Source organism: Idiomarina seosinensis, from assembly GCF_044797955.1.
Lineage (GTDB): Bacteria > Pseudomonadota > Gammaproteobacteria > Enterobacterales > Alteromonadaceae > Idiomarina > Idiomarina seosinensis_A.
Genome location: NZ_CP085211.1, coordinates 2,156,515 through 2,171,708, shown reverse-complemented (window position 1 = coordinate 2,171,708; position 15,194 = coordinate 2,156,515). Strand labels below are relative to the sequence as shown.

Genomic DNA, 15,194 nt, shown 5'->3' with positions numbered 1-15,194 from the left:
TTTATTGAAAGGGGGTGGGGCTGGTAAAGGTTAGCCAGTGTTCGCTAACCGGGTGCTGAAATTCTAATCGGTGTGCGTGTAACAACAGTCTTGGGGCAGCCTCAAAAGCTGCTGCATGAGCATAAAACTTATCGCCCAGAATCGGGCAACCCAGCGCCTGCAAATGAACCCGTAGTTGGTGAGAGCGACCGGTATAAGGACTGAGCTCGAGTAAACTGGAGTTGGCGTCGGTAGTGATCACCCGGTAATAGGTTTGACTCGGCTTACCGTTTTGATAATCAACCTGCTGACGTGGCCGATTGGGCCAGTCACAGCAAAGTGGCAGGTCAATCCAGCCCTGTTGAGCCGGAGGACAACCGGCAACCCTCGCATGGTAGACTTTTTTCGGTATGCGCTGCTGAAACTGACGGCTCAAATGACTTTGGGCTGCCCGACCATTGGCAAATAAAATAATCCCCGATGTTGCCATATCCAGACGATGTACCAGTTTAGCTTCCGGCAACACGCGGGTGATGCGACTGTAAACCGAGTCATAGTGTTCCCGGGCTTTGCCGGGAACACTTAATAACCCACTGGGCTTTTCAACCACCAACAGGTGTTCATCGCGAAACAGCAGCTTTAGGTAAGGCTGCAGCGGTGGGTGATAATGTAAAAGCGCCATCTAGGGCTGATTAACCAAAATACGGATCGCATACAAGGATAAAGTTGGCTGTTGTAACGCCTCCTGCAACAGTTGTTGACGTTGCTCGACAGCGTCTATTTCATCATCGCGCACTGATGGGTTACGTTCTTGTAGCCTCAGCAGGCGTTGTTTTTGCTTTTTGAGCTGCTGCTCTGCTTGCTCTTGTGCAGCGGTGGCCTGCCCGGCAACCCATTGCTCAGCCACAGACTGTTGCTGTTCTATAAAAGAGCGCGCCGTATCACGTAATTGCTTGACGATTTGGCGGGCAGTTTTTTTATCCAAAAAGCTCGCCTGCTGAGTTAATGCGTCACGCGGAACTTTTGCACTGAGTTCACGACCCTGGCTGTCGAGTAAAATTCGCAGCCGTTGCTGAGGGAAAAATTCCTGGGCAGCAAGAGCTGGCGCAGCAGCGACATCCGCGACATAGTCCAGTTCAAGAAACCATGCGCCGGCCGGTAAGGCCTTATTTTGTAAACGGGCGACGCAGACACTGCCGAAATCTTCCAGTGTTAGCAGCTCAATTGCTGCCTGCACATGGGGGTGGTCCCAGCTTAAAAACTCAATATCCTCGAAAGCCTGAGCAGTCGTCCTGTCCACTGTAACCGTCATACCTTCGTCATCCAGCCCGGGTATTGCGGGGACCCGCATATGCTCACTTGGTTTTACAAACAAGCGGTTTTCATCGAGCACCTCGGCGTTGACACCAAAACGGTCCCAAAAAGCGGTCATAAAGTCGTACAGCGCATCACTGTCGCTGTCTGCTTCTATTTGACTAATGATTTGCTCAGCTTGGCGCGGGCGACAAGCGTTGAGCTCCTGTAAGCGGTCACGACCCGATTCAACCTCGTCGAGCAACTGTTGGTGGTACGCCTGGGTCGCCTGGATTAATTCGGCAGGAACCTCGTCGGCACTGCTTAGCGTGCCGTCGAGGGCGTCTTTAAATTTGTCATAGACAGCGCGCCCAACAGGATTACACTGTTCAAACGCATTCATCCCGGTGTGGTACCAGTCTAGGAGCAATGCTTCGTCGGAATGCTCCAGATAGGGTACGTGAATGTGAATATCGCCCTGCTGACCAATACGATCAAGGCGGCCAATGCGTTGTTCAAGAAGATCCGGATTTTGAGGCAAATCGAACAGCACTAACTGCTGTACAAACTGAAAGTTGCGGCCCTCGCTGCCGATTTCAGAGCACATTAAAATCGGGCTGCCTTCTTCAACAGAAGCAAAAAAAGCAGCCGCACGGTCACGCTCGATTAATGACATCTGTTCGTGGAATACGGCAGCCTGCATTCCCGACAGGACTCGTAGTGCTTCGGCTAAATCCAGCACCTGATCCGGGCTTTGGCAGATTAACAAAGTTTTATTCGGCTTTTGCTCTTTAAGAAAGTCAATCAGCCAGTGTACGCGGGGATCATCCAGCCACCACGGCTCACCGGATTCGGGAAAATGCTCGGGCAGGGGGTAGGCGTGCAGGTGCCGCTGCGGAAAGCCACCAATGTGTTTTCGGCGGTTGCGAAACATCACGCGGCCGGTACCATGTTGATCCAGCAATTCATCCAGCCCCTCACCACTTAATTTTTCTGCTTCAGTGGCGAGTTGACGGTAACGCTGCTGTTCTTCGATAAAGGCCTGAAGGTCATTAAAACGGTTGGAGTCTAATAAACGCAGCCGTTGAAAGTGGCCTTCACTGCCTTCTTGTTCCGGCGTTGCTGTAAGCAATAATATATCGGCAATGTTATGGCATAGCTGCTCAATCGCCTGATAGCCAGGCGACTGGGGTTGAATGTGGTGCGCTTCATCGACAACCAGTAAATCAAATTCAGCTTCAAGTAAAAATGACTGCCACTCGCCCTGTTCGACAAACCGACTACTGACGACAATACGCTGCTCGGACAAGAAGGGGTTGCCGCCATCGGTAAGCGCCTGTACAGCTCGCTCTTCATCGAACACACTAAAGGTCAACGCAAAACGCCGTTTCATTTCGACCAGCCACTGATTGCGTAAGCTTTCCGGAACGACGAGTAAAACGCGCTGGTTACGCCCGGTTAACAGGCGCCGCTGCATGATCATGCCCGCTTCGATGGTCTTACCTAAGCCAACTTCATCTGCCAATAAAACCCGGGGGTGATAACGGTCAGCGACGCTTCTGGCGACATAAACCTGATGCGGCAGCAAACCCACCCGGGCTCCTAACAAACCGGCTACCGGACTTTGTTGCCAATTAGCGAAAAACTCACTGGCCTGATTTCGTAATAAGTATAAATCGTGCCGGTCGGCATTTCCTGCTACCAGCCGGGTTAATGCCGGATTAATATCAACATGATGAGACAGCTGCGACTCGGGCACCATCACTTCAGAGCCGTCATCGTGACGCTGGCCGAAGTAGATGAGTAAGCCACTTTGTTCTTTGACATCGCTGATGGTAAACAGCCAGTTATCAGCATGGCGCGCTTGCTGCCCTACACTCAGTTTAAGCCGGGCTAAAGGGGCATCGCTGCTGGCGTAAATACGAGTCTCGCCGTTGCCCGGGAAGAACACCGTAATTTGCCGTCCGTCAATTTGACTGATGATTCCCAGCCCAAGACTGGTTTCGGTTTCGCTAAGCCACCGCTGACCTAAATTAAATTCGCTCACGTTATTTCCTTTCTCTGGCAGCTTTTGCGGCAAATGGTAATTGCCCTTCTGGAAAAAAACAACACGAAAGCAGTTAAACTGCTTAGTAAGGGTCAGGTGTCAGCGCCTAATCAATGTTAATTGCGGTGAATTGTCCACTATCGATATAAAACTGGCTGTCGACAGCAATGGTACCGGCAGCCATTAAAGATGGACCGGCGACTTCCATCAGGACCATTGTTGTGCCGTCGACAGTAACGGTGGCGTCGTTATCTTTGGGCGGCATTTGCACGGCAAACAAGGCATGTCCGGGTAAATAAATTATGGCCATTTTTTGTTGAGGCATAATGGTCCGCAGCACAGCTGCCATTAGTGACGCTTTACTGTCGCAGTCACCCTGGTTGTAAAAAAGCACCTGGTTGGGTGGTAAGAAACCGTCACCACGGTTATCGATTCCGTCTTGCAGGGCATTGTACGGAATGGACTGGATAAACTGGCCGACCAAATTAGTGTAGTTGCGGCGACTGTTATTTTTGAGGATTTCACCCAGTTGGCTGACTAAATCGTTAAGCAGCGGGCGTTGCAGCTCAGCAATACTGACTGCGTCGGGGATTATACCGCCTGTGGTAAATGGCAATTGCAGCCGGCGATAGTGGTTTGCCTGTAAATATTCATGCCATTGCTGCACGTAATAAGCTTTAAGTTTTTGGGTTTGCTGACGGAAGGTTTCGCTTTGCTTGTTGCTAGTGGCCGAGCGGGGAGTGATTGAAATACTGCGCTGGCGTGGCGAAAGCTGAACGTTAACACCTCGCCAGCGCTGTTGCTTAATGTATCGGTTTAACTGGTGAGCTAACTCGCGATTGGCCCGTTTGCGCTCGTAGTTACGAAAACGGGCCAGAGAGTCTAAAAATTTAGATTTGTTAATACCAAACTGGACGCTGTGCTTCGTGCCACCAGTGTCTTGCCACTGATAATTTAGCTGAAGCGTTTCATCCTGTGATTGCTTGTCAAAGCTAATTTGCTGGGCTGGGGCTGAGCCCGGGTGTAGTACGAAAAAAAAGCCAACGACGGTGGCTAACGCCCGGAAGTGGCGATGGAGGTCCATCAGCTGTCAGAATTTCATTTCCGTAATCGGGCTTTCTTCGAATTTAAGATCAACTTGATATTCGACGCCACCGGCACGGACAAAAAAGTAGGTTTTATCACGTTTGAACAACTCAACCACTGAAACATTTTTAACACCGGGCCGACGCTGCGGCTCCCAGTCGGTCAACTGGACACCTGAACGAGCAACCAGGATATTCTGGTAACGGTCGCTGGTCACTAACAATAATTTTTTATTCTCGTCTTTAAGCAATATCGTATTGCCCGTCAAGCTGTAAGGTTCTTCGTTACCAAGCACGATTCGCTCCTGATTAAAAAAATAATAACCAATCCCACCATCACTGTTTGATTACTATAACGAATTATTAAAAATTAACCAATATCCGATTGCAAGCTTCTGCTCCTGTCATTTAAGACTCAGCGGCCAGGTAATCTTCAACAATCAGCAATGCGGCATAACTGTCGACCTTACCCTTTTGTAAGCCTTTATAACCTTTGTTACTGAACAATTGTTCCCGTGCAGAGGTGGATGTCAGCCGTTCATCCTGAAAACTAACCGGCAAACCAAAGCGGCCGTGTAGCCGTTGGCCGAACTTTTTCGCGCGCTGGGTCAACGGCTGCTCTGAACCATCCATGTTTAGGGGCAGTCCGACCACCAGCTGTTGCGGCTGCCATTCTGTGAGTATTTGCTGCAGTTGTTGCCAGTCAGGAATTCCTTCGCGTGCTGGCAGAGCCGCCAGCGGTGAAGCGGTGCCGGTTATTGACTGGCCGACTGCCACACCGATGCTTTTAGTACCAAAATCAAAGCCAATGATGGTCATGCGTGGCCCAACCCCGGAGCCAGTTGCGAGACATCAAAGCCGAGCATTTCGGTGGCCTTTTGCCAGCGTTCAGAAGTTGGCGTGTTAAATAAAATATCAGCGGCCGCCGGTATTGCCAGCCAGGCGTCTTCGGCCAGTTCCTGTTCCAGTTGACCGGCTTCCCAGCCGGCATAACCCAGTGTCAAAATAAACTTGGGCGGGGCGGCGGATGAACCCAGAGCCTCCAGAATATCCCGCGAGGTGGTCACCATGATGTCATCACTGAGTTGTAAACTGCTGCGCCAGTTTTCCTGCGGAGGATGGATCACGAAGCCCCGTTCCTGGCCCACCGGGCCGCCCTGAAATACCGGGCCTTTTAAACTTTCGCTGCTGGCCGGATAAACAATTTCCAGTTTATCGAGCAATGTGGTGACGTTAAGATTGGCCGGTTGATTAACGATGAGGCCCATAGCCCCCTCGTCGCTGTGCTCACAGATATAGGTCACACTGCGCTTAAACAGCGGTTCATTCATTGTCGGCGTGGCGATTAAAAAATGATTTTGTAAGCTTTGCATCGATAACTCCTGAATGACTAGGCTGAAGCGCCTGATCGACGCCTTTCTGCAATTGCCTCGAACAACTGTGCGGCAATATTAATATCATAAGCCGCCTCGATTTCTCGCATACATGTTGGGCTGGTAACGTTAATTTCAGTTATCGCGCTGCCAATAACATCAAGACCGACCAACATCAGCCCCCGTTTTTTTAGTTCAGGGCCAATCCGGCGGGCAATTTTCCAGTCACTTTCAGTCAGCGGCTGGGGTCTGCCGCTGCCTCCTGCAGCAAGGTTACCGCGCGTTTCGCCGGCCCCGGGAATACGGGCTAACGAATAAGGCATAGGTTCGCCATCAATAATTAAAATACGTTTATCGCCATCTTTTATCTCCGGCAAAAACTTCTGTGCCATGGCATAGCGACTGCCGTTTGCGGTTAAGGTTTCAATGATTACACCGAGATTAGAGGCATCGCGGCCAACTTTAAAAATTGAGGCGCCGCCCATGCCATCCAGCGGTTTCATAATGATATCGCCATGGGTTTGCTGAAACTCTCTGAACACTTCAGAGCTGGCGGTTACGATGGTATCGGTAATAAACTCGCGGAACCAACTGGTGTAGAGCTTTTCGTTGCAGTCCCGCAGGCTTTGCGGGTTGTTAACAATCAAGGCGCCATCCCGTTGCGCTAATTCCAGTATTTGCGTGGCATACAGATATTGGCTGTCGAAGGGCGGATCTTTGCGCATCATAATGACATCAAAGTCCCCCATAGCCATGCGCTTTGGCTCTCCTAGCTGGTAAAAATCCTGCGGCTGGTCGGCTACACTGATGGTGCGGCTAATGGCAAGTGGATTACCGTTATCGATTAGCAAATCGGGCAGCTCGATATAAAAACATTGATAACCCTGAGCCTGAGCTTCAAGCAACAAGCGAAAGCTGGTGTCTTTTGCCGGTTTTACATCACTAATTGGGTCCATGACCATGGCAAGGCTTTTCATAAACAGTCCTTTAATCGATGCTGAGTCAGGCTAAGTCGCCTAACTGATATTGTAATAGACTAAGCGCTGTTAGTGCAGCGGTTTCGGTTCTTAAAATACGCGGACCTAAGCGCATTGGTTGATAGTGGTTTTGCCGGGCGTGCTCCACCTCAGTCTGGCTAAAGCCGCCTTCGGGGCCGATTAACAGGCGCACCTGGCTGAGATCCGCTGATTGCCGGGTTAATTCGCTGAGCGGAAGCTCGGCCAGCGGGTCCAGGGTTAGCTTTAAACCACTATCAGCTTGTTCTGTAAATTGTTCTAACGCTACCGGCTTGTTAACGGTGGGTACTAAGCTGCGGCCACTTTGTTCACATGCGCCAATGACAATTTTTTGCCATTGTTGCTGTTTTTTTTCCAGTCTCTCGCCGCTTAATTTCACGCCACAACGCTCACTAAACAGCGGTGTGAGCTCGCTGACACCTAACTCGACGCTTTTTTGTAATACAAAGTCCATCCGGTCACCGCGGGAAATAACCTGGCCCAGGTGGATCCAGGTGGGGGATTCCGATGCATTACGGACAACAGACTGGACTCTGGCAGCAGCGGATCGCTTGCTAACGGCGGTTAGTACAGCATGATAATCATAGCCATCGCCGGTAAAGAGAGTAACAGGCTGGCCTTCGCTCATACGTAATACTTTAACCAGGTGCTGAACACTATCTGCTGATAACGATGCTGTCAGCCCGTCGTGCAATGGCTCAGGATGAAAAATTCGCGGTACTCTCATTAAACCTTCTTGTTGTGCCGATGCTTAACTGGCTCCCGGACTGTTAGACGTCCAGAAGTAGAAAAATTATAATTGATCGGTTACATTATAATTCAAGTATCTGTAGTCCAACCAAAATAAAGGAATGGTAGACATATGTCACGTCACCTGTTCACATCTGAATCGGTTTCTGAGGGGCATCCCGATAAAATAGCCGATCAGATTTCGGATGCTGTACTCGATGCGATTTTAGCTGATGATCCTAAAGCCCGTGTGGCTTGCGAAACCTTTGTCAAAACTGGCATGGTCATGGTGGGAGGAGAAATTTCCACGAATGCCTGGGTTGATATTGAAGAGCTGACCCGAAATACCATAAAAGATGTCGGCTACGTTCATTCGGATATGGGCTTTGATGCTAATTCGTGCGCCGTATTAAATGCTATCGGTAAACAAAGCGGTGATATTAACCAGGGCGTTGACCGCGAACATCCTGAGCTGCAGGGCGCTGGCGATCAAGGTTTGATGTTCGGTTACGCTTCAAGCGAGACCTCCGTTTTAATGCCTGCACCTATTACCTACGCCCATCGGGTGGTACAGCGGCAGTCAGAAGTTCGTAAAAATGGCACACTGGACTGGTTACGTCCTGACGCGAAAAGCCAGTTGACCTTTATTTATGAAAACGGCAAACCAGTCGCTATCGATACCGTTGTATTGTCGACCCAGCACCGCGAAGACATCACCCAGGCGCAGTTGCAGGAAGCGGTCCGGGAAGAAATATTAAAACCGGTGTTACCGCAGCAATGGCTGACCAAAGAAACCAAGTTTCATATTAATCCGACCGGACGGTTCGTAATTGGTGGGCCGATGGGCGATTGTGGGCTAACCGGACGTAAGATCATTGTCGATACTTATGGTGGCATGGCGCGCCACGGTGGCGGCGCATTCTCTGGCAAAGACCCTTCAAAAGTCGACCGCAGTGCTGCTTATGCTGCTCGTTATGTGGCCAAAAATCTGGTTGCGGCGGGTTTGGCGGAACGCTGTGAAATTCAGGTTTCTTACGCCATAGGAGTGGCTGAGCCCACCTCGATCAGTATCGACACCTTCGGCACTTCAGTACATGATGAAGAAGCGCTGATCAAATTAGTGCGCCGGCATTTTGATTTACGCCCTTATGGACTCATTAAGATGCTTGAACTGGAGCGTCCTATCTATCGTCGTACGGCGGCTTACGGACACTTTGGGCGGGATGAGTTCCCTTGGGAAAAAACCGATAAAGCCGAGCTGCTCAGGGCGGATATATAAGCTCGATAATGCTCATAAAACACGCATAAAATTTGCTTGTAACCCCCGAAATGTGGAGAATACGCGCAACGTAGTTTGCTTCTCACCGTTTGGGGGTTTTTCATGTCTGACCGTCGTCATCTAGCCAATGCGATTCGCGCATTAAGTATGGATGCAGTACAAAAAGCCAAATCTGGCCATCCCGGAGCACCTATGGGCATGGCAGATATTGCCGAAGTCCTTTGGCGCGATTACCTGAAACATAACCCGAACAATCCCGACTGGGCCGACCGTGACCGTTTTGTTTTATCCAACGGCCATGGTTCGATGCTGATTTACTCGCTGTTACACCTCAGCGGCTACGATTTAAGCATTGACGATCTTAAAGAGTTTCGTCAGCTGCACTCGAAAACGCCGGGTCATCCTGAGTACGGTTACACCCCGGGAATAGAGACAACGACCGGTCCCTTAGGTCAGGGAGTTGCCAATGCAGTAGGTATGGCATTGGCAGAAAAAACCCTGGCAGCTCAGTTTAACCGCCCCGAACATGAGATTATTGACCATCATACCTACGTATTTTTAGGCGATGGTTGCCTGATGGAAGGCATCTCACACGAGGCTTGTTCGCTTGCCGGAACCCTGGGACTGGGTAAATTAATCGCCTTTTACGACGATAATGGCATTTCAATTGATGGTAAAGTTGAAGGTTGGTTTACTGACGACACCGCCAAACGCTTTGAATCCTATAACTGGCAGGTTATACGTGATATTGACGGTCATGACGCTAACGCTGTCGATGAGGCAATTAAGCAGGCTCAGAGCAATCAACAACAGCCCACTCTCATTATTTGTAAAACCGTGATAGGTTTTGGCGCACCAAATAAACAAGGCAATCAAAGCAGCCATGGTGCCCCCCTTGGAGAAGAAGAAATTGCCGCAGCCCGCGATAAGCTCGGCTGGCAGCATGGACCCTTTGAGATTCCTTCAGACGTTTACCAGCAGTGGTCAGCAAAAGATCGAGGCGATGCCATCGAGGCGAGCTGGAATAAGCGCTGGGTTGCCTATCAGCATGAATTCCCCACTCTGGCCGCAGAATTGAAGCGTCGGTTAAAGGGAGACTTGCCTGAGCAGTTTGAGTATTCGGTCAGCAAATACGTCCAACAGCTGCAAGAAAACCCCGATAACCCGGCTACCCGGAAAGCATCGTTAAATACGCTTAATCAGTTCGGCGATCAGCTTGGAGAGTTACTGGGCGGATCAGCAGATTTGGCCGGCTCTAACCTGACGTTATGGGATGGTGCTAAGGGCATTACCGCGGATGATGCCGGCGGCAACTACGTTTATTATGGGGTCCGGGAATTTGCGATGTCGGCAATAATGAACGGTATCACCTTACATGGTGGCTTTAAGGCCTACGGAGCAACCTTCCTGATGTTTATGGAATATGCCCGTAACGCAGTGCGGATGTCAGCATTAATGAAGCAACCGAGCATCTTTGTTTACACTCACGACTCTATTGGTCTGGGCGAAGATGGACCTACCCACCAGCCGGTTGAACAAATCGCTAACCTGCGCATGACGCCTAACCTGAATTGCTGGCGCCCCTGCGATGCTGTTGAAACTGCCGTTGCCTGGGCTGAAGCGCTTAAAAGCACAGCAAACCCCAGCGCTTTGGTGTTAAGCCGCCAGGGCATGCCACAGCAGTCTCGTGATAAGCAACAATTGAGCGACATTGCCAAAGGTGGCTATATCCTCACTGACAGTGAAGCTCAGCCCGACTTAATTTTCATCGCCACAGGTTCAGAAGTTGATATCGCGGTGCAGGCTGCCGAACGCTTGCGCGAGCAAAATCATGCGGTACGGGTTGTTTCGATGCCATCAACTGACGTCTTTGAACAGCAGTCAGATGAGTACAAAGCATCGGTCCTGCCGGCTACCGTAACCCGTCGTATTGCAGTCGAAGCAGGGATAACGGACTACTGGTACAAGTACGTCGGCCTTAACGGCGCTTTCGTGGGCATGACCAGCTTTGGTGAATCGGCTCCGGCAGACGATCTATTTAAGTATTTTGACATAACGGTTGAAGCAGCCGTTGAAAAAGCAACAACTTTACTGGGGTAACCTTTGACCATCAATGTTGCAATTAATGGCTTCGGCCGTATTGGCCGAAGCTGTTTGCGGGCGCTATACGAAAATGGCTACCGCGAACACTTAAAGGTTGTTCTGATCAATGAGCCGGCGGATACCAAAGGCATTGTCCATCTGCTTAAATACGATTCCAGTCACGGGCGTTTTAAAACGCCTGTGCAGGAAGCAGAGGGCGGCTTACAAGTGGCTGGCGATGCTATCGTATTAAGCCACGAAACCGATATAAAAGCCGTAGACTGGCAACAGCATCAGGTCGACCTGGTTATTGACTGTACTGGTGTATACGGCAGTCAGGAAGATGGTCAGCGTTACTTACAACGCGGCGTAAAGCGCGTACTGTTTTCGCACCCTGGTAATCCGGATGTCGATTTTACAGCAATTTATGGTATCAACCACGAACAGCTCAGCAGTGATCATCGGGTTGTTTCGAACGGTTCCTGCACGACCAATTGTATTGTGCCGGTAATCAAACTACTGGATGATGCTTTTGGTATTGATTCTGGTGCAGTCACCACAATTCACTCAGCCATGCATGACCAACAGGTTATTGATGCTTATCATCCGGACTTACGGCGAACCCGCGCCGCAGGCCGCTCGATTATTCCCGTTGATACCAAATTAGCCCGCGGTATCGAACGCATTTTGCCTAATTTAAAAGGCCGCTTTGAAGCAATAGCGGTGCGGGTGCCGACTACCAATGTGACGGCAATGGACTTAAGTGTCACTTTAAATAGTGACGTTGATTTACAGCAAATCAATAACGTAATTCAGCAAGCCGCAACGGCTGGCTTGCAGGGGATCCTGGACTATACCGAGGAGCCGTTAGTGTCGATTGATTTTAACCACGATCCGCACTCGTGCATTGTTGATGGTACGCAAACCCGGGTTAGTCACAAGCGGCTGGTAAAAATGTTGTGCTGGTGTGATAACGAATGGGGCTTTGCTAACCGTTTACTTGACACCGCAAAGGTTATGAAACAAACACTGATAGCCGATAAAAATTAAAAAGGGAGCAACCATGACCGTATTAGCAATGGATGATCTGGAGTTAAAAGACAAACGTGTTTTGATCAGAGAGGATCTTAACGTACCGATAAAAGATGCAAAGGTGTCTTCAGATGCTCGGTTAAAAGCAGCCTTACCGACCATTAAGTCGGCCCTGGAACAAGGCGCGGCAGTGATGGTAATGTCGCACTTAGGAAGACCGACTGAAGGTGAATTTAACCAGGAGTATTCATTAGCGCCGGTGGTGGATTATTTAGCCGAAGCGTTAGATGTGCCGGTTCGTTTGCAAAAGGACTATCTGGACGGTGTTGATGCTAAGGCCGGAGAGTTACTGGTACTGGAAAACGTTCGCTTTAATATCGGTGAAAAAAGTAATGACGACGAGCTGGCGCAGAAACTGGCAAAGCTCTGTGATATCTATGTTATGGATGCGTTCGGCACGGCCCACCGAGCACAGGCATCGACCCATGGCGTGGCAAAATACGCACCAACGGCCTGTGCTGGTCCGCTGCTGGTCAATGAGCTTAAGGCGCTGAGTAAAGCGCTGGATAATCCTAAGCGACCAATGGTTGCTATTGTCGGAGGTTCAAAAGTATCAAGCAAGCTGACAGTGCTGGAGTCATTGTCTAATGTGGTTGATCAGCTTATTGTCGGTGGTGGCATTGCCAATACATTTATTGCGGCAGAAGGCCACAAGGTCGGTAAATCGCTGCACGAATCCGATTTAATCCCTGAATCAAAACGCTTAATGCAGCAAGCCGAACAGCAAAATGCTGAGATTCCAATGCCCACCGATGTGGTTACCGGTAAAGAGTTTAGCGCTGAAACCCGCGCCGAAACCAAACTGGTGTCTGAAATCGAGGCTGACGACATGGTGCTGGATATTGGTCCCGATTCGGCGCAGGCATTAGCTGAAAAACTAAAGAACGCGGGTACTATCGTCTGGAACGGACCGGTCGGAGTTTTTGAATTTGCCGCCTTTCGTCATGGCACCGAGGTTATTGCCCAGGCTATTGCCGATAGCGACGCTTTTTCGATTGCCGGTGGTGGCGATACCCTGGCGGCGATTGATCAATTTGGTATCACTGATAAGATAAGTTATATCTCAACGGGCGGTGGCGCTTTTCTGGAGTTTCTGGAAGGGAAAACCTTGCCCGCAGTTGAAATCCTGGAACAACGCGCAAACAATGCGTAATTGCCAACCTTTTAAGGAGTAAGAATTATGGCCCTGGTGTCACTGAGACAAGTACTGGACCACGCCGCGGAGAACGGCTATGGCGTTCCAGCATTTAACGTCAATAATTTAGAGCAGATGCGCGCTATCATGCAGGCTGCGGACAAACTTAACAGCCCGGTTATCGTGCAGGCATCAGCCGGAGCAAGAAAATACGCCGGCTCTTCTTTCTTGCGTCATTTAATGCAGTCCGCTGTGGAAGAATGGCCTGATATTCCGATTGTGGTTCATCAGGATCACGGTACATCTCCGGCAGTTTGCCAGCGCTCAATTCAGCTGGGCTTTACGTCGGTAATGATGGACGGTTCGTTGCTGGATGATGGCAAAACACCGGCCGATTACGATTATAATGTGCGCGTTACGCAACAGGCAGTTGCAATGGCGCATGCCTGTGGTGTCTCAGTAGAAGGCGAATTAGGTTGTCTGGGTTCTCTGGAGACGGGCGAGGCCGGCGAAGAGGACGGGATAGGTGCCGAAGGCAAGCTATCTCACGAGCAGTTGCTCACCGATCCCGAAGAGGCCGCAGATTTTGTTAAAGCCACTCAGGTTGACGCCTTAGCCATTGCCTGTGGTACGTCACATGGCGCTTACAAATTTACCCGTCCGCCAACGGGCGACATTCTGGCTATTGACCGGATTAAAGAAATTAATCGGCGTATCCCTAATACCCATTTGGTGATGCACGGATCGTCATCGGTACCACAAGACTGGTTAGCAATCATTAATGAATACGGTGGCGAGATTCCTGAAACCTATGGTGTACCGGTTGAACAAATTCAGGAAGGGATAAAAAACGGCGTTCGTAAAGTGAACATTGATACTGATTTGCGGCTGGCCTCGACCGGGGCAATCCGTCGCCACCTGGCTGAAAACCGGTCTAACTTTGATCCGCGTAAGTATTTTGCCGCCGCCGCTGATGCGATGCAGGCAATCTGTGAAGATCGTTACCGGGCCTTCGGTTGTGAGGGACAAGCCAGTAAGATCAAAGCGATTCCATTAGAAAAAATGTACCAACTGTATGAGAACGGCGATTTGAAGGCTGTGGTAAAGTAAAGTAAACTTTAAATCATAAATTCGAATGTTCAGTGCCAGTTAGCCGTCAGGCTAACTGGTTTTTTAACTATAGGGGTATGCGTGCGCTTAATTGTTTTTCTTACCAGTTTAATTTTATCGGTATCGGCCAGCAGCCAGACGTTTATGTTTGACGATGCCGAAGATATGGATACCGAGTCGGTTGAAGAATGGGAAGCAAGCGCCGAGCTCGGTTTGTTGTTTACCACAGGCAATACCGATAGCGAAAGCCTGAAAGGCAAACTAAATGTCAGCAGAGATTACAAGCGCTGGCGTCACAAAGGAACCCTGGATTACTACACAGCTGAACAAGAAGATCAGTCCACTGGTGAATCCTACGAAACAGCAGACCGGCTGTTTTTGTCCGGACAAAGCAACTATAAATTTGCCGAGGATAGCCGTTCGTCGTTATTTGTCTTTGCCTCATACGAGGAAGATGAATACAGTGGTTACGAATACCAAAGCACCGTTGCTCTGGGTTATGGTGCGCGTTATCGCTATAGCGAGGATATTTTCGCGGACTATGAAATTGGTCCGGGTTACTCACGCTATAAAGAAATTGAAAGTGGTATTCCACGGGAATCACAAGGGACCGCCATTCTGCGTTTGGCCGGGGACTTGCAATGGAGGATTTCCGAAACCTCTAAATTCAGTGCGCTATTGTCTTCTGAAATTGGTGAGGAAAACACCAAAAGCCGGGGTGAAGTATCGGTATCAGCAAACTTGAACAGTGCACTGGCGATGAAGTTCTCCTTTGCTGCCACTCATAACAGTGAAGTCGCTAATGAGAGCATCGAAAAGCTTGATACTGAAGCCGCTGTTACCCTGGTTTATAGTTTTTAACCACTAGTGGTGACTAGATTTGCAAAAGCCTGCCAGTCGGCGGGCTTTTTTTTTGTTTATTAACCGAAGCGATGCGGTTCCTTTTCTACTAAGATTTAAGTACCATTCGCGGC

General features: G+C 49.8%; 14 protein-coding genes. 6 read left to right on the top strand and 8 right to left on the bottom strand.

Annotated elements, in window-relative coordinates:
• Nucleotide 1 precedes the first annotated feature (1 nt).
• The 8 genes from LG288_RS10245 to LG288_RS10210 form a co-directional block, all read right to left on the bottom strand.
• Nucleotides 2-661, bottom strand: coding sequence for a pseudouridine synthase (locus LG288_RS10245; protein WP_404400221.1), 660 nt, complete (start codon nucleotides 659-661; stop codon nucleotides 2-4).
• Complete coding sequence (gene rapA / locus LG288_RS10240; RefSeq protein ID WP_404400219.1) at nucleotides 662-3,319, bottom strand: RNA polymerase-associated protein RapA; 2,658 nt, start codon at nucleotides 3,317-3,319, stop codon at nucleotides 662-664. It abuts the gene before it with no gap.
• 106 nt (nucleotides 3,320-3,425) lie between these two features.
• Nucleotides 3,426-4,403: a hypothetical protein gene (locus LG288_RS10235; RefSeq protein WP_404400217.1), complete on the bottom strand. Its 978-nt coding sequence runs from the start codon at nucleotides 4,401-4,403 to the stop codon at nucleotides 3,426-3,428.
• A 6-nt stretch (nucleotides 4,404-4,409) separates the two neighbouring features.
• Nucleotides 4,410-4,700 carry a hypothetical protein gene (locus LG288_RS10230; protein ID WP_404400215.1) on the bottom strand — a complete coding sequence of 97 codons (291 nt, stop codon included), beginning with the start codon at nucleotides 4,698-4,700 and terminating at the stop codon, nucleotides 4,410-4,412.
• Nucleotides 4,701-4,812: 112 nt separating this feature from the next.
• The gene (gene ruvX / locus LG288_RS10225; RefSeq protein ID WP_404400213.1) at nucleotides 4,813-5,223 is read right to left on the bottom strand and encodes a Holliday junction resolvase RuvX; all 411 of its coding nucleotides are present in this window, start codon (nucleotides 5,221-5,223) and stop codon (nucleotides 4,813-4,815) included.
• The gene (locus LG288_RS10220) at nucleotides 5,220-5,777 is read right to left on the bottom strand and encodes a YqgE/AlgH family protein (protein ID WP_404400211.1); all 558 of its coding nucleotides are present in this window, start codon (nucleotides 5,775-5,777) and stop codon (nucleotides 5,220-5,222) included. Before LG288_RS10220 ends, ruvX begins: the two co-directional genes overlap by 4 nt.
• A gap of 17 nt (nucleotides 5,778-5,794) precedes the next feature.
• Entirely contained in the window at nucleotides 5,795-6,754 is a 960-nt protein-coding gene (gene gshB, locus LG288_RS10215; protein WP_404400209.1) for a glutathione synthase, read from the bottom strand.
• Between the two features lie 25 nt (nucleotides 6,755-6,779).
• Nucleotides 6,780-7,520, bottom strand: coding sequence for a 16S rRNA (uracil(1498)-N(3))-methyltransferase (locus LG288_RS10210; protein ID WP_404400207.1), 741 nt, complete (start codon nucleotides 7,518-7,520; stop codon nucleotides 6,780-6,782).
• A 135-nt stretch (nucleotides 7,521-7,655) separates the two neighbouring features.
• On the opposite strand from LG288_RS10210, the gene metK reads away from it, so the two are divergent.
• The 6 genes from metK (at nucleotide 7,656) to LG288_RS10180 (ending at nucleotide 15,081) form a co-directional block, all read left to right on the top strand.
• Complete coding sequence (metK, locus tag LG288_RS10205) at nucleotides 7,656-8,801, top strand: methionine adenosyltransferase (RefSeq protein ID WP_404400205.1); 1,146 nt, start codon at nucleotides 7,656-7,658, stop codon at nucleotides 8,799-8,801.
• Between the two features lie 102 nt (nucleotides 8,802-8,903).
• Nucleotides 8,904-10,901, top strand: coding sequence for a transketolase (gene tkt / locus LG288_RS10200; protein WP_404400203.1), 1,998 nt, complete (start codon nucleotides 8,904-8,906; stop codon nucleotides 10,899-10,901).
• A gap of 3 nt (nucleotides 10,902-10,904) precedes the next feature.
• On the top strand, nucleotides 10,905-11,933 hold the full coding sequence (gene epd, locus LG288_RS10195; RefSeq protein WP_404400201.1) for an erythrose-4-phosphate dehydrogenase: 1,029 nt from the start codon (nucleotides 10,905-10,907) through the stop codon (nucleotides 11,931-11,933).
• 13 nt (nucleotides 11,934-11,946) lie between these two features.
• Entirely contained in the window at nucleotides 11,947-13,128 is a 1,182-nt protein-coding gene (locus LG288_RS10190; RefSeq protein ID WP_404400200.1) for a phosphoglycerate kinase, read from the top strand.
• A gap of 27 nt (nucleotides 13,129-13,155) precedes the next feature.
• On the top strand, nucleotides 13,156-14,220 hold the full coding sequence (fba, locus tag LG288_RS10185; RefSeq protein WP_404400198.1) for a class II fructose-bisphosphate aldolase: 1,065 nt from the start codon (nucleotides 13,156-13,158) through the stop codon (nucleotides 14,218-14,220).
• Between the two features lie 81 nt (nucleotides 14,221-14,301).
• Nucleotides 14,302-15,081: a YdiY family protein gene (locus LG288_RS10180; protein ID WP_404400196.1), complete on the top strand. Its 780-nt coding sequence runs from the start codon at nucleotides 14,302-14,304 to the stop codon at nucleotides 15,079-15,081.
• The last annotated feature ends 113 nt before the right edge of the window (nucleotides 15,082-15,194 follow it).